The organism is Rothia nasimurium (assembly GCF_004569295.1).
GTDB lineage: Bacteria > Actinomycetota > Actinomycetes > Actinomycetales > Micrococcaceae > Rothia > Rothia nasimurium_B.
Genome location: NZ_SPQC01000001.1, coordinates 49,679 through 67,835, shown reverse-complemented (window position 1 = coordinate 67,835; position 18,157 = coordinate 49,679). Strand labels below are relative to the sequence as shown.

Genomic DNA, 18,157 nt, shown 5'->3' with positions numbered 1-18,157 from the left:
TTTATTGTGTCGCACATCGCACGCACGCTCAACTCTGGGCAGGTTTGGTACCGTAGAGGGGTGTTGAATGATTCAAATATTTCCGCTGTTTCCACCGCTGACCCTCATCACCCGGCACTGGTTCGTGCCCGTGAGGCCGCGGAGTTCATTGCCGAGAAAACCGGCGTCGAGAAGCACGACCTGGCGCTGACGCTGGGGTCGGGCTGGGGCGAAGCTGCCTCCCTCATCGGCGAAGCCACCCACGTGCTCTCTGCTGACGAGGTTCCCGGTTTCCACAAGGCTGCCGTCGTGGGCCACCCCGGCACCCTGTCCTCTATTCTGACCGAGAACGGTAAGCGAGCCCTGGTCATTGGCTCCCGCACCCACTACTACGAGGGTCGTGGCGTTGAGGCCGTCGTCCACGGTGTGCGCACCGCAGCCGCAGCTGGCGCTGACACCATGATTCTCACCAACGGCTGTGGCGGTCTGAACCCCGCATACTCAGCCGGGGAGCCCGTCCTGATTTCTGACCACCTGAACTTCACCTCGGCGTCCCCGCTGACCGGTGCACACTTCGTTGACCTGACCGACCTGTACTCCCCGCGCATCCGCGAGATTGCCCGCGGCATTGACCCCTCCCTGCAGGAGGGCGTCTACATGCAGTTCCCCGGCCCCCACTACGAAACCCCGGCCGAGGTCAAGATGGCAGGTGTACTGGGTGCTGACCTGGTGGGCATGTCCACCGCTCTTGAAGCCATCGCCGCGCGTGCTGCGGGTCTTGAGGTCTTCGGTATCTCGCTGGTCACCAACCTGGCTGCCGGTATTCAGGAGACCCCGCTGTCCCACGCCGAGGTAATCGAAGCTGGCGAAGCTGCTGGCCCCCGCATTTCCCGTCTGCTCGCAGATATTATTGCGGCCCTCTAACAACACAAGGAAACCCCATGTCACTAGATACTCAGCAGCTTCTTAAGCAGGCCCGTGCCTGGGCCGCTATCGACCCCGACGCTGAAACCAAAGCCCAGCTTGAGAGCATCATTGCCCAGGTTGAGGCAGGCGATGCGTCCGCAACCGCCGATTTGGCAGACCGTTTCTCTGGCACCCTACAGTTCGGCACCGCGGGTCTGCGCGCTGAACTGGGCGCTGGCCCCATGCGTATGAACCGCGTCGTTGTTCAGCGTGCCGCTCAGGGCCTGGCAGACTACGCTACCGCGCGCGCGTCCGCCGAGGGCTGGGAGAAGATTTCTGCCGTGGTGGGTTTTGACGCCCGCAAGAATTCGGACGTCTTCGCCCTCGACACCGCCGCTATCTTCACTGCTGCCGGCATTGAGGTTCACCTCATGCCCTCAGCCCTGCCCACTCCTGTGACCGCTTGGGCGACCCGCGAATACGGGGCTGAAATTGGCGTCATGGTTACCGCCTCCCATAACCCGCCCAACGACAACGGCTACAAGGTCTACCTGGGCGGGGCAGCCGTTGAGCCCGGTGCCCGCGGCGCCCAAATCATTCCTCCCTACGACGGGGATATCGCAGCCGCCATCGCCGCTGTTGAAACCCCGGTACTGGCCGCTGACGGCTGGACGGTACTACCCGAGAGCGTAGCTACCGACTACATCGCCCGCGTCACCCCTCTAATCGAGCAGAAGGAACGCGACCTCAAGATCGTGCTGACCCCCATGCACGGGGTGGGCGGTAAGACCGCCGAGTCTGTGCTGCGTCAGGCCGGCTTCACTAACGTCACCCTGGTGCCCGAACAGGCAGAGCCCGACCCGAACTTCTCCACCGTGGCCTTCCCCAACCCCGAAGAGCCCGGCGCCCTCGACCTTGCCATGGCCCTGGCCGAGGAGGTTGATGCCGACCTGATTATCGCCAATGATCCGGACGCCGACCGCGCGGCTTTCGCCGTCAAACGAGACGGCGCTTGGGCAATGCTGCGCGGCGACGAAACCGGTGCGATTCTAGCTACCCGGGTGCTGGCGTCCGTCACCGACACCCAAAGCGCCACCTTCGCTAACTCGATTGTTTCCTCCCGCCTGGCAGGGGCCATCTCCAAGTCTGCGGGGGTAGCCCACTACGAAACCCTAACCGGCTTCAAGTGGATTGCCCGCGTCGAGAACCTGACCTTCGGCTACGAAGAAGCGCTGGGCTACTGCGTTGACCACGCCCAGGTGCGCGATAAGGACGGTATCTCAGCTGCCTTGGTCATGGCCGATTACGCGCAGGAGCTTAAGGACGCTGGTTCCTCCTTCCCCGCCCTCCTCGACGAGATTGCCACCGAGCACGGCCTCTACGCCACCGACCAGCTCTCCGTCCGCGTCGACGACCTCGCCCAAACCCCGGCGATAATGAAGCGTCTGCGCGCTACCCCGCCCGCAGAGCTCGCCGAATCTCCCGTGGTATCGGTCGAAGACCTCACCGAAGGCACCGAAACCCTGCCACCCACCGACGGTATGCGCTACTACACCGAGGATTCCACCCGCGTGATTGTGCGTCCCTCCGGCACCGAGCCCAAGCTCAAGTGCTACCTCGAAGTAGTAGTATCGGTCAGCGGTTCAGTAGCCGATGCCCGCCAGGTTGCTAGCACCAAACTGGCCCTACTCAAGGCAGACATGACCGCGGCCCTGGGCCTCTAAACAAACCAAAATTTCAAGGAAGAACACTATGACTATCGAACTTTCAGCAGCTGAACTGGCTACCATGATTGACCACACCATCCTGGCCCCCTCCGCCTCAGAGGCTGACGTCCGCCGTCTCTGCGCCGAAGCCAAGCAGTACGGCTTCGCCTCCGTCTGTGCCAACCCCGTCTGGGCTCCCGTGCTGGCTGAGGAGCTGGCCGGGTCTGCGTCCGTCCCCTGCGTGGTTGTAGGCTTCCCCTTCGGTGCTTCCGCCACTGAGGTCAAGGCCTTCGAAGCCAAGACCGCCGTTGAAGCCGGGGCCCGTGAGGTCGATATGGTCATCAACATCGCCGACGCCCGCGCAGGCAAGAAGGACGCCCTGGTGGCAGACATTAAGGCTGTCGCCGAGGCTACCCACGCCGGCGGTGCCCTGCTCAAGGTCATTATTGAGACCTCCGAGCTGACCGACGACCAGAAGGTTCTGGCCTGCCAGGCCTCTGTTGAAGCCGGTGCCGACTTCGTCAAGACCTCCACCGGCTACTCGTCCTCCGGCGCAACCGTCGAAGACATCGCCCTGATGCGCGCCGCCGTCGGCCCCGACCTGGGTGTGAAGGCCTCGGGCGGCGTCCGCACCCGCGAAGAAGCCCTCGCCATGATCGAAGCCGGTGCCACCCGCATCGGTGCCTCAAAGGGCATCGCCATCATCGGTGCCGGCGAAGCAGCAGAGGGCGGCTACTAAGCCAGGTTCTTCTCTGTCATATGGTGCGAACCGCTGAGGCAGCACCTATACTGAGTAATAAAGTACACACACGAAAAGGACTTCCCCATGTCACAGACTCAGGCCAACGGCGCCCCCGAGCGCAACGGCACCCCCCAGTACTCAGGCACCAAAGAGCTGGGCTCAAACATCGCCCTCTTCGTTCTCTGCTTCATACTCCTGCTGGGCTGCCTCTACACCCTGGGCATGTACCCCGAGGGTGGCTGGAGCTGGTGGATCGTAGCTGTTCTGCTCTACGGCGTCACCTTCATCATCCCCCTGTGGTTCCTGCCTTCGAAGACCAACGAAAAGGCTCGCACCAGCGGCACTGATCTCTCACTCAAGTAAAGAGACGCACGCTGTTGGTAGCAAGGGGCGGCCCGCCTGTTCAGGTGGGCCGCCCCTTGTTTCTGCCTGCAGAGGCACCGATGGGGTAGGTACCATCTAGTTCAGAAAAACCCACAAACCAGATGGGTTTTTCTGACTCAGATGGTACCTACCGCGTTATGAACCGGCGACGCCAGCCTCGAAGATGGCATGGATGAACTGCTCAGTCCACTCCACCATGGCATCATCCACCAGGTCTTTACCCCCAACAGCGGACGTCTTGGGGCGAGGCACCAGAATCTGCCAGTTCTCGGTGCCCGGAATCTGACGGTACTGGGCACCCGGGTACATGCGGTCTAGTCGCATCTGGCGGGAATCTGGCAGGTTATTGACCGGGAAAAAGCGCACCTTGGGGCCCATCGCCACAATTTCTCTCAGCCCCACAGCACGAGCACGGTGGCGAAGGGCAGCGATCTTGAACAGGTTTTCAACCGGGGCAGGCGGGGCACCGTATCGGTCAACCAGTTCCTCGCGGGCCTCTGCCAGTTCGTCAGCGGTCTGGGCCTGGGCGATTTGCCGGTAGGCAGACAGGCGCAGGCGCTCTGAACTCACGTAGTCATGCGGCATGTGGGCGTTGACCGGTAGATCAACCTTAATCTCAGCGGGAGCTTCTTCCTTCTCACCATGCTGGAAGTTAGCCACGGCCTCCCCCACCAGGCGCAGGTAAAGGTCAAATCCAACCCCGGCGATATGGCCCGACTGTTCACCGCCCAGCAGGTTACCAGCGCCGCGAATTTCCAGGTCCTTCATGGCCAGGCGCATACCGGCGCCCAGTTCATTGTGGGTCGCCACCGCTTTCAGACGTTCGTGGGCGACCTCGGTCAATACCTTCTCAGCCGGGTAGAGGAAGTAGGCGTAGGCACGCTCGCGGCCGCGCCCCACGCGTCCGCGCAACTGGTGGAGCTGGGACAGGCCGTAATTCTGGGCCTGGTCCACAATCAGGGTGTTGGCGTTCGAGATATCCAGGCCGGTTTCGACGATGGTGGTCGAGACCAGCACGTCGAACTTACGTTCCCAGAAGTCCACGATGATTTTTTCAAGGCGGGATTCACTCATGCGCCCGTGGGCCACCGCGATGCGGGCCTCGGGAACGAGTTTTTGAATCTCGTTGGCGGTCTCTTCGATGGTTGAGACCCGGTTGTGTACCACAAAGACCTGCCCCTCGCGCATGAGTTCGCGGCGAATGGCGGCGGTAATTTGCTTGTCGGTGCGGGGCCCAACGAAGGTAAGAACGGGGTGGCGTTCCTCGGGCGGGGTGGCAAGGGTGGACGTCTCTCGGATACCGGTTAGGGACATCTCCAGGGTTCGCGGGATGGGGGTAGCACTCATGGCCAGCACATCCACGTTGGTGCGCATGGTTTTGAGCTTTTCCTTGTGTTCCACGCCGAAGCGCTGTTCCTCGTCGATAATGACCAGGCCCAGGTCCTTCCAGTCCACCGACTCGGAAAGTATGCGGTGGGTGCCAACGACTACATCGACCGACCCGTTCTTAATGCCCTCAGCGATTTCAGCTGATTCTTTGGCCTTCTGGAAACGGGAGAGCACTTTGATGGAGACCGGGAAGCCCGAGAAACGCTCGGTGAAGGTCTCGTAGTGCTGCTGGGCCAGCAGGGTGGTGGGGACGAGCACAGCCACCTGCTTGCCGTCCTGCACAGCCTTGAAGGCAGCACGTACCGCGATTTCGGTCTTACCGTAGCCCACATCGCCCGAGATCAGGCGGTCCATGGGGATTTCGCGCTCCATATCGGCCTTGACCTCGTTGATAGCCGAGAGCTGGTCGGGGGTTTCGTTGTAGGGGAAGGCTTCTTCCAGTTCCCGCTGCCAGGGGGTGTCGGGGCCGAAGGCGTGGCCGCGGGAGGCCTGGCGGGCTGAGTAGAGTTTAATCAGGTCAGCAGCAATTTCCTTGACGGCCTTGCGGGCCTTTGACTTGGTCTTAGCCCAGTCGGAGCCACCCATCTTTGAGAGCACCGGGGCGTCGCCGCCCACGTAGTTAGAGACCTGGTCTAGCTGGTCCGAGGGCACAAAAAGGCGGTCCTTGGGCCCGCCCCGCTTGGAGGGGGCATATTCCAGTACCAGGTATTCCTTCATGGGCTTGGGCTGCCCGGGCATGACCGTGGCCCCGGCGATGGGGCGCTGGATCAGCTCGACGAACTGGCCGATACCGTGCTGTTCGTGCACCACATAGTCGCCGGCTGACAGGCTCATGAGGTCAACCGCGTTCTTGCGGCGGCGCACTGGTAGCTTGCCGCTGCGCAGGTCGCGGGTGGCATAGGGGCTGGTGCGACCCAGGATATCTGCCTCGGTCAGCAGACCCAGCTTTTCGCCGTCCATCATGAAGCCTCGCCCCATAGAGGCGGTGGTCATCTCGATGATGCCCGGCTCAGGCAGATTCGTCAGGCTGTCCACGCGGGACGCCGGTATCTCAGCTTCCTGGAAAAGATCAAGCAGACGTGTGAGCGGGCCGGGCCCATCGGTGACCACGGTAATCCGCCAGCCGTCCTTCACTTTTTTCCCGACTTCGGTCAGCAGCTCGGTCACGTTGCCCGAGTAGGTGTGGGGGGCACGGGCAGCCAGCTGGACCGAGTCAATCCCGTCATCGATAGCATCGTCAACGCCCAGAGCTGTCATAGTCCACCAGCCAAAGCCCTTCGCGAGAGCGGCTTCTCGCAGGGCGGCAATGGTGCGGAAGCTACCGGCGCTCAGCCCGTCGGGGCCGTTGGCGCCCAGGTCGATGGGGGCGTCCGTTGTGTCGGTGACAGAATCCCAGGCAGCCAGCAGGAACTCCTCGTTGGTAGCAACCAGGTCGGTTGCGCGAGAGCGCACCTTTTCCGGCTCGATAATGAGGGGCAGAGACCCCTGGGGCAGGTGGTCAAGCAGGGTCACCATATCGTCAACCAGCAGGGGAATCAGAGATTCCATGCCTTCGACGTAGATACCACCGGCAATTTTTTCGAGCATGGCGGCAGCGCCTGGGAAAGACCCTTTGAGCCTGGCTGCCCGGCTCATCACACCGGGGGTAATCAGGAGTTCACGGCAGGGAGGAGCGAGCAGCTCGGTGGGGTGGTCCTTGCCGGGCAGGGTTCGCTGGTCAGCGACCGAGAACCAGCGGATATTGTCGACCTCATCCCCAAAGAACTCAATACGGGCAGGGTGGGCTGCGGTCGGTGAGAAAATATCGATAATGCCGCCGCGCACGGCAAACTCTCCGCGCTTTGATACCAGGTCAACACGGGAATAGGCGGCCGATGCAAGAGATTTAATCAGCGCATCAAAGTCTTGTTCTTCACCCACCCGCAGGGTGACCGGCTGCATTTTTTCGAGACCTGTAACCAGGGGCTGTAGCACCGAGCGGATAGGAGCAACTAGCACGCGAGGAGCGGACGCACCCCCCTCGGCAAGGGCGCGCAAGACCGCTAGGCGCTGGCCCACGGTATCACTTCGCGGGGAGAGGCGCTCATGGGGTAAGGTTTCCCAGGCCGGGAAGAGCTGGGCCTGCCCAGGCTCTAGCACCGCTTCTAGGGCGGTGACGGTGTCTTCGGCTTCGCGGTCGGTGGCCGTGACAGCCAGCAGGACGGGCGGGGTCGGCTCGTTCTGAGCGGCAAACTGCTGGGCTATACCGGCAAGCAGAAAGGGCTTAGCCCCGTCAGGAGAGCCAATCAAAAATTCGTCGAGGCGGGCTTTGGGGTCTGCACCTGCCTGGGTGATGATTGCGGTATAGCTGGGCTCATGGGTGAGGGCTTGGGCAAGGCCGCTCAGTGACATCTTCGCTCCCCTGGGGTAAGGCCGACTGGTGCAGGCTCTATTATCCCATAGGCCCTACACCCCCGTAGCTTCATAGCTGGCAGGAACACGAGGGGCCGAAATAATACGCATAAAAATAACCACTAATACAGGTGTGATAAACACCAATACTATTTTCATATAAAACTTTTCTTGTCCCCATAAGTTACTACCGAGTAACCCGGTAATTTCACTCTAAAGTTATTAACCCAGCCGAGGCCCAACCGGTAATATGAGATGACCGGCAATGCCCTCTGGTAGAACCCCACTCCTTTCGCGCGGAGAACCAAGAGGCTTGGCCCCAACCCACGCACCACATTTTTTAGGGACTTAATGAAACGATTAGGGACACCCCTCTCTACTGCCCTGCGCACACCCAGCCTGCGCACCGGCGTCCTTGCCTTGTGTGCCAGTGCAACCCTGGCCCTGGCGGCCTGCGGTTCATCAGACAGCGGAAGCGCCAGTTCCAGCAGCGCATCCAGCTCAGCTAGCGCAGCAGCAAGCACCAATAGCGCCGGTGAGACCCTCACCGAAAACTTCGCAGGCTCCGAAGCTCTAGCCCAGGCCAGTGAAGCCGCCGTAGACACCGAAGAAGTTCAGACCACAGAACAGCTCTATAGCGACGTCCAGGGAGCTTTGGCAGGCATCCAGCCGGCCAGCACCTCAGTATCGCAAGAAGATACCTCAAGCGACATCGCCAGCGACACCGAAACCGTAGAAGCCAACGAGAACGCGGTCGAAAGCTACGTATCAGCCGAAACCACCTCACAGCTTGAAGCAGCGGCCACCGGCACCGCCCTCGACCAGTACCTCACCACAGCCACCGAATACGCACTTGCTGGCTGGCACGTAGAGGGAACCTCCACCGTAGTCGGCACCCCCCGCATCGCCGACGGCGACTACAAGGGGCAGTCCGCCAAAATTCTAGAAGTATGCCTGGACTCCTCCCAGGTCAAGGTACTCGATGCCAACGGTAATACCGTCAGCGCACCGCAGTTCACCCGCTCACTCAACATTTTCACTCTGGTAGAAGAAAACGGGGCATGGAAAATCGCTTCCCATGACTTCCCCAATAACGCAGATTGCTAAACACACATGAAGAAACCCTCACTATTTACTAAAATCGCCGTTGGTGCGGTTGCCCTGGGCGTTGGCGTCTCCGTCATCCCCGGCGCTATCGCCACCAACGAGTACGTAGCCAACGGTCTCACCAGCGAAACCGCAGCAGCCTCCTGCTGGGAAATCAAGCAGAACGACCCCGAGTCGAAGTCTGGCGCCTACTGGCTCTGGACCGATGAGATGGATGCCCCCGCCCAGTTCTACTGCGACCAGGAAACCAACGGTGGCGGCTGGGTTATGATTGGCCGCGGACGTGAAGGCTGGAGCGAGGACTACGCAGGTAAGGGCGACCCCCGCGAGCTAGCAACCAACCCCGACGGTACGGATGCTTTCTCCCCCGTCCAGCTCCCCTCAGCCACCGTGGACGCCCTGCTGGGCGACACCAAGGTGCAGGACCTTGAGGACGGCGTCCGCTTCTACCGCGCGGGCAACGCAGGGGGCACCACCTGGCAGAACATGTACGCCAGCCGCACCAAGACCGAAAACTGGTCCTGGACCCTCTCGGCCTACCACCCCTGGGATAACATCCGCTACGACAACGACCCTGCCCTGGGCGCTGACCGTAGCTACGCGACCGCAGTCAACCGTATCGCCAACAACAACGACTACTACTACGCCAATAACTTCTATGGTCGTAGCAACCAGTCCTGGAAGATCGGCTTCGCTTACGGCCGCTTCATCCAGGGTACCGATACCGCGACCTCCTACCTCTGGTCGCCCCGCCTGGCAGGTTACGCCATCCCCTTTACCCAGGTCTTCGTGCGCCCCAAGCTCACCCAGGCAGACCTGAACCTGACCGACATCGCAGATAGCGGCACCGCAGCGGCAACCGAGCGCGCCCTGCCTGCCAGCTTCTCTTCTCGCGTCATCTGGCGCACCAGCGCTAACAGCGGCACCGGCAATACCGGCGAACTCAACACCCGTGTGCAGGCCATCAACCAGCTGGGCGATACCGTCTACACCGGCGGCGACTTTGCCTTCGTTGAAAACGCCATCACCGGCGAAAAGGTACAGCAGAAGTTCATCGCGGGCTACAACGTCAATACCGGCGAACTGGTACGCACTTTCACCCCCCAGCTCAACGGCCAGGTTAAGGCCATCGAGCCCCTGCCTAACGGCAAGCTTGCCGTAGGCGGCGAGTTCACCCATGTCAACGGCCAGGCAGCTAACGGCTTCGTTATCCTTGACCCCGTCACCGGCGCTACCGACACCTCACTGGGCTGGGGCGTTGTTAACCGCAACGCCAGCGGTGTTGCCTTCGTCAAGTCCATCACGGTCCAGGGCAGCTACGTCTACATCGGCGGTAACTTCACCCACGTTAAGGGCGCTACCTCTGATACCTACGCCTACTCAAAGAACGTAGCCCGCTTCCGCCTGAACGATAACTCAGTGGACTGGTCCTGGCGCCCCACCACCAACGGTACCGTCAACGGTATTGCTGCAAGCGACCAGGGTGTTGCCCTGGCCGGTTACTTCTCTACCGTCAACAACCAGCGCTCCTGGAAGCTGGCCTACCTGAACACCACCGACGGTGCCCTGGCCCAGCAGTGGGAGTGGCCCCTGTCCCACCGTGCTTCTAATCCCAACCCCCGTGACGGCTTCCAGTTTGATGTGCAGGACGCCGGGTCGACGGTCTGGACCGCCGGTGCAGAACACCTGGTAGCCCAGTACGACAAGGCCAACCTGAAGAACCGCCTGACCACAGCTATTACCAAGAGCGGCGGCGACTTCCAGGACCTATCGCTAGATAGCAACAACGTGCTGTACGCAGCCTGCCACTGTGGTGACTGGATTTACTACGGTGCAACCACCCACGACAATCCCTGGGACGCTCCCACCTACAACGGTGTGAACACTATCCGCCTGATTGCGGCTTTTGATGCCCAGACCGGCGAGATTCTGCCCCAGTTCAACCCCAGAGTGCAGGGTGCAAGCGGTCACGGTATCTGGGCCTCCTTCACTGACTCCACCGGCACCCTCTGGGTAGGCGGCGACATCACCCGCTCCCTGGGCTACAACGGGGTCCAGCAGACTGTAGGCTTTGCCCGCTACGCCCCCGCTGACTCCACGGCTCCGGCTACCGCTTCTAACCTTTCCGTTACCACCGACGGCACCACCGATACCCTCACCTGGACCGGTGTCTCAGAACGCGGCGTCACCTACCAGATTCTGCGCGACAACCGAGTCATCGCCTCCACTTCAGAAACCAGCTACAAGCTGCCCACCTCTGAGGACGCTCGCTACTTCGTTCGCGTTGCAGATGCAGCCGGTAACGTCTCAGCATCCACCCCGGTGGCCCTAGCGGCCAAGCCCCAGCCCACCCCCGAGCCCACGGTAGATCCCACTACCGAGGCTCCGGTTGAGCCGACCGCTGAGCCCACTACCGCTGCTCCGTCCGCTGAACCTACCGCAAGCGTCAAGCCTATTGAGGAAATTACTGAAGAGCCCGCGCCTCCGGTAGTTGAGGAGAACCCCGCGCCTGCTGAGCCGGTGGCCCCGGTCGAGCCGGTCAAGCCTGCTGACCAGAAGGTTGTTGCCTCGGGCGATAACTGGGACGTTGCTTTCTACCTCACCAATGAGTACGACAAGACCTGGCGCAGCACCAACTACGCCTACAACACCGCCCGCCAGTGGTACGTTGCACCGACCTCACTCGGTTGGGGCGAGTTCTCCCTAGCAACCCGCGTTCAGTTCGCCTACTACAATCAGCCCATGTCGATGTTCCTGCGTAAGGAACTGCAGCTGACTCCGCAGGCTAACCAGGAGCTGGTTCTGACCACCTACGCAGATGACGGTATGGCTATCTACGTCAACGGTCGCGAGGTTAACCGCACCAACCTGATGGCAAATGCGGCCCCCAATACCCCGGCGCAGAAGGCTGTTCCCTACTCACTGGCTAAGGCAACTCCGATTACCGTGATTGTCCCGGCAAGCCAGCTGAACCGGGGTAAGAACGTGATTGCCGTTGAGGTTCACTCTTACCGCCGCTCTGAAAGCGCAACCTTCGATATGGAAGCAGTTCTGCGCACCAAGTAAGACTGCTAGCTGCCAATAAATAGCCTGTGGCCCGTGCCTCTTACGCACGGGCCACAGGTATTTATTGGGGCAGTAGGGCGGATGCCGGGCCCAGCTGGCCCTGTTCCGGTAGGCCGATTGGGGGCAGGAACATCTTGAAGGTCATAGTTTTGTGGGCTGGTTTTCACCTGTAACTAGCTCACCCGTTCACCTAAAATTAAATGCCCGGACTTACTGCCCCACTGAGGCTACCTCTTTCATCGCACGTTGAGGTAGCGCTTACCCTGCCGGGACTTTGCCGGTTGCACACACGTATTTCAAGGATTAACTAGGGTTATGACGAGCACGCGCACTTTGGCCCCTCGCGGGTTTAGGGAAACACTGACACAGCTGAACTCTGCTCAGAAGTCTGGGGCTGGGGTGCCTGCCTATACCCGCTGGATTAACCGCCGTGTTGCCCGCATTTTCGCTGCGGCTGCGGTCAAGGTTGGCCTTGGCCCTAACGGGGTTACAGCGCTGGGTGCCAGTGTTTCTGTGCTGGGTATGCTCTTGATGATTTTCTTCCCGCCTACGCCCTTGCTGGGCTTGGGTGTGGCTCTGCTCTTTGCCTTGGGCTATGCCTTGGATTCGGCGGACGGCCAGGTCGCCCGCGTGACGGGAGCCTCCTCCCCTGCCGGTGAGTGGCTCGACCATGTGGTTGATGCTATGCGTACCCCTGCCATGCACCTGACAATCCTGGTGGGATTTATCAAGTACTCGGACGCCTTCCCGTTCACCGCCTGGCAGCTCTGGTGGCTCCCTCTTGCCTTTACTGTGCTGGTCACCGGGCATTTTATGAGCCAGATTCTGGCTGAACAGCTGCGCAACAATCGGGGTACTGCTGCCCCGGCTACCGGGGGTACCCTCCGTTCTTTCGTCAACCTGCATATGGACGCCGGTACCTTCTGCTGGATTTTCGTCTTCTGGGGTACCGGGCTTGGCTTTGTGTTGGTCTACGGCCTGCTCTTTGCAGCCAATGCGGCCACCGTCTTGCTCTCTATGCGTCGTAAGTTCCTTACTCTCGCTCAGCTGGCAGGTGCCTAATGCAGAGTGTATCCGTCGTTATCGCGACCAACAGTAAGCGCCCCGAGCTGCTGCGTACCGCACTAACTGCAATTTTCGAGCAGACCTACACCGGCCCGGTTGAGGTACTGGTGGTCTTTGACCACGTTGAGATTGACCCGCTCACCGACGTCCCTGTCCCAGAAAATCGCTCCCTGCGCACCATCCCGAATGCCCACTCCCAGGGTCTCGCCGGTGGCCGCAACACCGGTATTGAGGCCGCTGCGGGTGAGATACTGGGGTTCTGCGATGACGACGACTATTGGCTGCCGACCAAGCTGGCCGACCAGCTAGAGCTCTGGCAGCGTGCCCCGCAGGCAATTGCAATTTCATCGGGTATCAAGGTACGTTCCGGCGGTAAAGACATCGACCGTCTGGCCCCAGCCCGAGCTACGTTCACAGATTTTCTCCGCTCCCGCATTACCGAGATTCACCCTTCGGCAATGCTCTACCGTCGCTCAGATTTGCTAGGACGCGTGGGGCTCGTTGACGAGGACCTTCCGGCTGCCTACGGTGAGGACTACGACCTGCTCCTGCGCGCCACTAAGTTCGGGGATATCTACTCGGTCGAAAAGCCGCTGGTCCTGATTCTCTGGGATCGTCCGTCTTTCTTTGCCGGCAAGTGGGAAAACATGGCTGCTGGCCTCATCTATCTTCTGCGCAAGTTCCCCGAGTTTGAAAGCGACCCCAAGGGTCTAGCCCGTATCTCAGGGCAGATTGCTTTTATTCACGCCGCTTTGGGAAATAAGAAGCTGGCCTTGGCCTACGTACGTGCGACACTGCGCCGTGACCCGGCCCAGCTACGTGCCTGGGCGGCGCTACCTGTTGCCCTGGGGCTGGTGAGCCCTTCTGCTCTACTGGCAGCTGTGAATAAGACCGGTCGAGGCCTCTAACCAAATGACCCTTCTTACCCCCACTCACCGCCACAACCGGTTTTTAACCGCGGTTGCATCCACCGCCGGGGCGCCTCTCCCGGCCTGGCCTGTTCTGGTTCTGCTCTATGGCTTCCCCCTGGTGTGGGCTATGGGCATGATGCAGTTTGCTCCCACCCTGCTGGCTGCTGCCATGATTGTCTTGATGGTCATGCGCCGTCATATGCTGGTGCACTCCACCATGTGGATTTGGTTTGCCCTCATGTTCTGGGGGCTCATCTGTATTGTCTCGGTCGATACCGTTTCAGAGTTCCTGGGCTGGTTCCAGCGCTACATGAATATCTTTAACGTGGGCATTTACACCCTCTACTTCTTCAACGCCCGCGAGCGCATTCCCAACCACATCATGCTGGGTGGGCTGCTGACGATTTGGTTCACGGTCGTCATTTTGGGGTACCTGGCCTTGGCCTTCCCCGATTTCCGTCTGCCGACCCCGATGAGTTTCATTCTGCCGGGGGCCCTGCTTAATAACGAGCTGGTTAAGGACTATGTGATTCCGCCTATGGCTGAGGTGCAGTGGCCCTGGGGGGCTGAGGTGGCTTATATCCGTCCATCCGCGCCTTTCCCCTACGCTAACTCTTGGGGTCTGGCCTATGCACTGCTGACCCCGGTGGTGTTTGCGGTGATGACCGGTGTGCACTCGAAGAAGATTCAGCTGGGGCTGGGGTTTGCTGTGGCCCTGTCGCTGGTGCCTGCTGTGGCTACCTCTAACCGGGGTATGTTCATTGGTCTGGGGTCAGCTTTTGCCTATGTGCTCTTCCGGCTCTTGCTCAAGGGTGACTGGCGGGCGCTGGGTATCGGTGCAGTGCTGGGCGTTGGCGTGGTGACCTATCTGCTGGTTTCTGGTGCTGTGGGCGATATTTTGGGCCGGCAGGAGTATTCTGATTCCACCGGCGGCCGTGCCTCGCTCTATGAGCTGACCTTTGCATACGCCCTGCGCTCTCCCCTGGTGGGCTACGGTACCTCGAAGATGTCCGATAGTGTGGGTGTGTCGATGGGTACCCAGGGCCAGGTCTGGGCGTTGATGTTCTGCTTTGGCTTTGTGGGATTGGGTCTTTTCCTGCTCTATGTGGTTTCGGTACTGGTTAATACTTGGAATATCGCCTCGATTACCGGTATGTGGGTGCATTCGGTCATTGTTTCTGCCCTGGCCGTTGTCTTCTTCTACTCTTTTGACGTGATCCAGCTAACCGTGCTGATGCTCTCGGTGGCTCTGATGATGCGCTCTCGTATGTACGGGGAGGGTTTGTGATGGCTCGTTCTCTTGCTCGGAGCGGGGCTTTCTCCTCCCTCTATGTGATGTACGGTTCTGCTGCGGCTTTCGTGGCTACCCTGATTGTTTCTAACGGGGTGGGCGAGGCCGGTGCCGGTGCCTTCTTCCAGGTCATGGCTTTCTTCGCGATTGCCACATCTCTTTGCGTATTCGGTGCCGACACCGGCCTGGTGCGTACCATGAGTGCCCAGCGCACTGTGGGGCGCTACTCTAGCCTGCCCCAGCTGATGCGTTTTGCTTTCGGGCCGGCCACCGTCATTGCCCTGGTGCTGTCTGTAGCCGCCCTGTTCTGTGCGCTACCGGCTGTGACCCCGACTCTGGGGGCGGACGTCCGCGCCGCAGTTCTCGTGTCAGCTCCCTTTGTGGTGGTGGCGGCCTGGATGACCCTGTGTTTTGGTGCCCTGCGCGGGCTGGGGCACACGGTTGAGTTCACTTTCTTGCAGTCAGCCCTGCTGCCGACCTTGCGTATCGGTGCGGTATTACTGGCGGTGGCCTTCTCTGGAGCTATCGCTTACCTGGCGCTTGCCTGGGCTGTGCCCCTTCTGGTGGTTTGTGTGGTTGCGGCGCTCTGGGTACGGAAATATATGCCCCAGCAGGAGGACGTGCCCAGTTACCCGGCTCGCCATCTTGCGGTTGAGCAGGTGCCTCCTACCGCTGTGGCGGCTCCCGAGTCGGCCCGTTCGTTCTGGGCTTTTAGCTCGGCTCGCGGCGTATCGGCTATGGTCGAAGCGGTGCTGGAGTGGGTTGATGTGCTGCTCATCGGTCTCTTTTTGGGGCCCGCTGCTAGCGGTATCTACGGTGCTGTCAATCGCTGTGTGCGGGTTGGTGCTATGGTTGAGCACACCGCCCGGGTGGTTACCGGCCCCGATATCTCAGCGGCTATCGCTACCGGCGACCAGCCCCGGGCCCGCCAGATTTTTGTCTCTGCTACCCGTATTCTGGTTGCTGTCGGCTGGCCCTTCTTCATCACTCTCGCCGCCTTTGGGCCGGTTCTCTTGGGTTTCTTCGGTGAGGGCTTTACGGAAGGCGCCCCGCTCTTCATTATCATTGGGGCGGCGATGCTGGTGCAGATGGCGGCAGGCGGTGTGCAGTCGGTTCTGCTGATGAGCGGACGCGCCCGCTGGCAGCTCTACAACAAGCTTTCGGCTTTGCTGGTGGCGCTTGTGCTGAATCTGGCCCTCATCCCCCTCTGGGGGCTTGCCGGGGCAGCAACAGCCTGGGCGGCAGCCGTCCTCACCGACTGCGGCCTGGCTACGGCCCAGGTCTACGGCAAGCTGGGCGTCCGCCCGCGCCTTGGCGAAATTTTGCCGGTCATGGCTCTAGCAGCCTTGACGCCGGGCTTGGGGGCAGCGCTGACCATCCTCGTATGGGGGCAAAATCTACTAGCCTTAGCTGCCTATGCGCTACTTCTTATCCCCCTCTATCTAGCCTTGATATACCGTTTCCGCCGAGCAATCGGTCTTGAATCTCTCGTCGCATCAATCACTCGCAAACTTCGCCGCTAGGCCCATACACTCCTAGGGAAGGAACACACATGGAAAGCTCCTCACGAGCCAGAGCCAACGACCAGCAGGCTACCCCCATTTCGCTGGGAGCCGCAGTCCGCCGCATCCTGCGCCATAAGATTGTTGTGCTCATCAGCGCCCTCATCTTCGCTACCCTGGGCGCAGTCGCCGGCCTAGCCCTGCCCCACTCTTATGAGTCCAAGGCCGTCATTAACGTCACCCAGCCCAGCGCCGGTGCCAGTGGCCTGCGTGCCGCCCTCAACTCCATCGATATGGACACCGAAGAAGCCATCGCGTCCTCCTGGGTAGTTCTGCAGGCTGCAGCTGACGAGCTGGGTATGGACGTAGCCGACCTTAAAGACCAGGTCACCACAGCGGGGCACTCGAATAGCACTATCCTCGATATCATCGTCAATGCCAAGGACCCCAACGAGGCAGCAGATATCGCCAACACCGTTGCCCGCGCTTATCTGGCCCATCGGTCAGATACCCTGCGTGCCAGCCGAGAAGAGACCCGAGAGAACATCGACGCTGTCTCTAACGGTATGGATAAGGCCCTCGTTGACCAGGCAATTCTGACCCTAGAAGCGACTTCTACCGACAGCGGCACCATCATTTCAGAGGCCCAGGTGCCCGACGCCCCCTCAAACTTTAGCCTGGCCCAGACCATCTTCATCGGTGGAGCTATGGGTCTACTCATCGGCATCTTCACAGCCTACATTGTAGACCGCACCAACCGCACCCTGGGCTACTCAGAGCGCCTCTCAGAAATCTCAGGGGCTCCCGTCTCCATCATTGCCCGCAGCGCCGAAACCGAATCAGCAACCCAGCTGTTACGCCGTATCGGCGTGGCAGACGGCCGCCTCAAAAACGCCGACCTGCACGGCATCACCATCTTCTCCCCCACCCCCCGCGCAGCAGCCTCGCTGACCTCCCTGCTCACCGGCGTCCTCACCGACAGCAACTACAGCATCGCCGACGCCGCTACTTTCAACGCCCTGGGCCTGGAGAACCTCAAGGACCACATCAAGCAGAACTCCCCCGTCATCATCGATGCCCCCGCGTCTGCCTCGACCTCAAAGGTCCTGCTTGCCGCCGACCATACCCGTGTGCTGCTGTTGCCCTTTACCTCAAAGAGCACCGTCAAGAGCGCCCAGCGACTCTTCGACGAGCTCACCCCGGCCAGCTCCACCCAGGTCATCCCCGTCTACTTCGACGCACTCACCCAGAAATAAGCAGCCATGAAAGTACTCCTCACCGCAAGTGCTGGCGGCCACCTGGCCCAGCTCATTGCCCTCGATAAATTCTGGAAAGAACACGACCGTGCCTGGGCTACCTTCGAGTTGCCCGAAGTCAAAGCTGCTCTAGAGGGCGAGCGCACCTACTGGGTGTACTTCCCCACCACCCGCAACATTCCCAACGCTATTCGCAATATCGGGGTAGCCTGGCGGGTGCTCCGCAAGGAGCGTCCCGATGCGGTTGTCTCCACCGGAGCCGCGGTCGCTGTGCCCTTCTTTATCATTGCTAAGCTGCTGGGCATCAAGACCGTTTTTATCGAGGCCTACGACCGCATTATCATGCCTACCCTCACCGGCCGCATGTGCTACCCCATGAGCGATCTCTTTGTGGTGCAGTGGGATGAGCAGAAAAAGATCTTCCCCGAAGCCGTCAATATCGGCCATATCCTTTAGGAGGCT

At 60.6% G+C, this 18,157-nt stretch carries 13 protein-coding genes; 12 read left to right on the top strand and 1 reads right to left on the bottom strand.

Annotated features, from left to right (window positions below):
• Positions 1 to 78 precede the first annotated feature (78 nt).
• The 4 genes from E4U03_RS00305 (at position 79) to E4U03_RS00290 (ending at position 3,696) form a co-directional block, all read left to right on the top strand.
• Complete coding sequence (locus tag E4U03_RS00305; RefSeq protein ID WP_416220598.1) at positions 79 to 903, top strand: purine-nucleoside phosphorylase; 825 nt, start codon at positions 79 to 81, stop codon at positions 901 to 903.
• Between the two features lie 17 nt (positions 904 to 920).
• Entirely contained in the window at positions 921 to 2,609 is a 1,689-nt protein-coding gene (locus tag E4U03_RS00300; protein WP_135011007.1) for a phospho-sugar mutase, read from the top strand.
• Positions 2,610 to 2,637: 28 nt separating this feature from the next.
• Positions 2,638 to 3,330 carry a deoxyribose-phosphate aldolase gene (gene deoC, locus E4U03_RS00295; RefSeq protein ID WP_135011006.1) on the top strand — a complete coding sequence of 231 codons (693 nt, stop codon included), beginning with the start codon at positions 2,638 to 2,640 and terminating at the stop codon, positions 3,328 to 3,330.
• Positions 3,331 to 3,417: 87 nt separating this feature from the next.
• Positions 3,418 to 3,696: a hypothetical protein gene (locus E4U03_RS00290; protein ID WP_135011005.1), complete on the top strand. Its 279-nt coding sequence runs from the start codon at positions 3,418 to 3,420 to the stop codon at positions 3,694 to 3,696.
• 156 nt (positions 3,697 to 3,852) lie between these two features.
• On the opposite strand, the gene mfd is transcribed toward E4U03_RS00290, so the two are convergent.
• Positions 3,853 to 7,497 (bottom strand): transcription-repair coupling factor, encoded by a 3,645-nt coding sequence (mfd, locus tag E4U03_RS00285; protein WP_135011004.1) that lies wholly within the window; start codon positions 7,495 to 7,497, stop codon positions 3,853 to 3,855.
• Positions 7,498 to 7,848: 351 nt separating this feature from the next.
• Here mfd and E4U03_RS00280 point away from each other — a divergent pair, with 351 nt between their 5' ends.
• The 8 genes from E4U03_RS00280 (at position 7,849) to pssD (ending at position 18,151) form a co-directional block, all read left to right on the top strand.
• Positions 7,849 to 8,604 (top strand): hypothetical protein, encoded by a 756-nt coding sequence (locus E4U03_RS00280; RefSeq protein WP_135011003.1) that lies wholly within the window; start codon positions 7,849 to 7,851, stop codon positions 8,602 to 8,604.
• A 6-nt stretch (positions 8,605 to 8,610) separates the two neighbouring features.
• Positions 8,611 to 11,670 (top strand): fibrinogen-like YCDxxxxGGGW domain-containing protein, encoded by a 3,060-nt coding sequence (locus E4U03_RS00275; RefSeq protein ID WP_135011002.1) that lies wholly within the window; start codon positions 8,611 to 8,613, stop codon positions 11,668 to 11,670.
• 399 nt (positions 11,671 to 12,069) lie between these two features.
• Positions 12,070 to 12,732: a CDP-alcohol phosphatidyltransferase family protein gene (locus tag E4U03_RS00270; RefSeq protein WP_245207624.1), complete on the top strand. Its 663-nt coding sequence runs from the start codon at positions 12,070 to 12,072 to the stop codon at positions 12,730 to 12,732.
• A complete protein-coding gene (locus E4U03_RS00265) occupies positions 12,732 to 13,643 on the top strand; it encodes a glycosyltransferase family 2 protein (protein WP_135011000.1) in 912 nt (303 codons plus the stop codon). The genes E4U03_RS00270 and E4U03_RS00265 overlap by 1 nt, the downstream gene beginning before the upstream one ends.
• A gap of 4 nt (positions 13,644 to 13,647) precedes the next feature.
• The gene (locus E4U03_RS00260) at positions 13,648 to 14,934 is read left to right on the top strand and encodes an O-antigen ligase domain-containing protein (RefSeq protein WP_194210364.1); all 1,287 of its coding nucleotides are present in this window, start codon (positions 13,648 to 13,650) and stop codon (positions 14,932 to 14,934) included.
• Positions 14,934 to 16,460, top strand: coding sequence for a lipopolysaccharide biosynthesis protein (locus tag E4U03_RS00255; RefSeq protein WP_135010999.1), 1,527 nt, complete (start codon positions 14,934 to 14,936; stop codon positions 16,458 to 16,460). The genes E4U03_RS00260 and E4U03_RS00255 overlap by 1 nt, the downstream gene beginning before the upstream one ends.
• Before the next feature lie 29 nt (positions 16,461 to 16,489).
• Positions 16,490 to 17,695 carry a YveK family protein gene (locus tag E4U03_RS00250; RefSeq protein WP_135010998.1) on the top strand — a complete coding sequence of 402 codons (1,206 nt, stop codon included), beginning with the start codon at positions 16,490 to 16,492 and terminating at the stop codon, positions 17,693 to 17,695.
• Between the two features lie 6 nt (positions 17,696 to 17,701).
• On the top strand, positions 17,702 to 18,151 hold the full coding sequence (gene pssD, locus E4U03_RS00245; protein ID WP_135010997.1) for a PssD/Cps14F family polysaccharide biosynthesis glycosyltransferase: 450 nt from the start codon (positions 17,702 to 17,704) through the stop codon (positions 18,149 to 18,151).
• Positions 18,152 to 18,157 lie beyond the last annotated feature (6 nt).

What these genes read in the sequence shown, in the direction of transcription:
- E4U03_RS00300 (WP_135011007.1), top strand. Translation starts at nt 921, where the DNA reads ATGTCACTAGATACTCAGCAGCTTCTTAAGCAGGCCCGTGCCTGGGCC.
- deoC (WP_135011006.1), top strand. Translation starts at nt 2,638, where the DNA reads ATGACTATCGAACTTTCAGCAGCTGAACTGGCTACCATGATTGACCAC.
- E4U03_RS00290 (WP_135011005.1), top strand. Translation starts at nt 3,418, where the DNA reads ATGTCACAGACTCAGGCCAACGGCGCCCCCGAGCGCAACGGCACCCCC.
- mfd (WP_135011004.1), bottom strand. Translation starts at nt 7,497, where the DNA reads ATGTCACTGAGCGGCCTTGCCCAAGCCCTCACCCATGAGCCCAGCTAT.
- E4U03_RS00280 (WP_135011003.1), top strand. Translation starts at nt 7,849, where the DNA reads ATGAAACGATTAGGGACACCCCTCTCTACTGCCCTGCGCACACCCAGC.
- E4U03_RS00275 (WP_135011002.1), top strand. Translation starts at nt 8,611, where the DNA reads ATGAAGAAACCCTCACTATTTACTAAAATCGCCGTTGGTGCGGTTGCC.
- E4U03_RS00265 (WP_135011000.1), top strand. Translation starts at nt 12,732, where the DNA reads ATGCAGAGTGTATCCGTCGTTATCGCGACCAACAGTAAGCGCCCCGAG.
- E4U03_RS00260 (WP_194210364.1), top strand. Translation starts at nt 13,648, where the DNA reads ATGACCCTTCTTACCCCCACTCACCGCCACAACCGGTTTTTAACCGCG.
- E4U03_RS00255 (WP_135010999.1), top strand. Translation starts at nt 14,934, where the DNA reads ATGGCTCGTTCTCTTGCTCGGAGCGGGGCTTTCTCCTCCCTCTATGTG.
- E4U03_RS00250 (WP_135010998.1), top strand. Translation starts at nt 16,490, where the DNA reads ATGGAAAGCTCCTCACGAGCCAGAGCCAACGACCAGCAGGCTACCCCC.
- pssD (WP_135010997.1), top strand. Translation starts at nt 17,702, where the DNA reads ATGAAAGTACTCCTCACCGCAAGTGCTGGCGGCCACCTGGCCCAGCTC.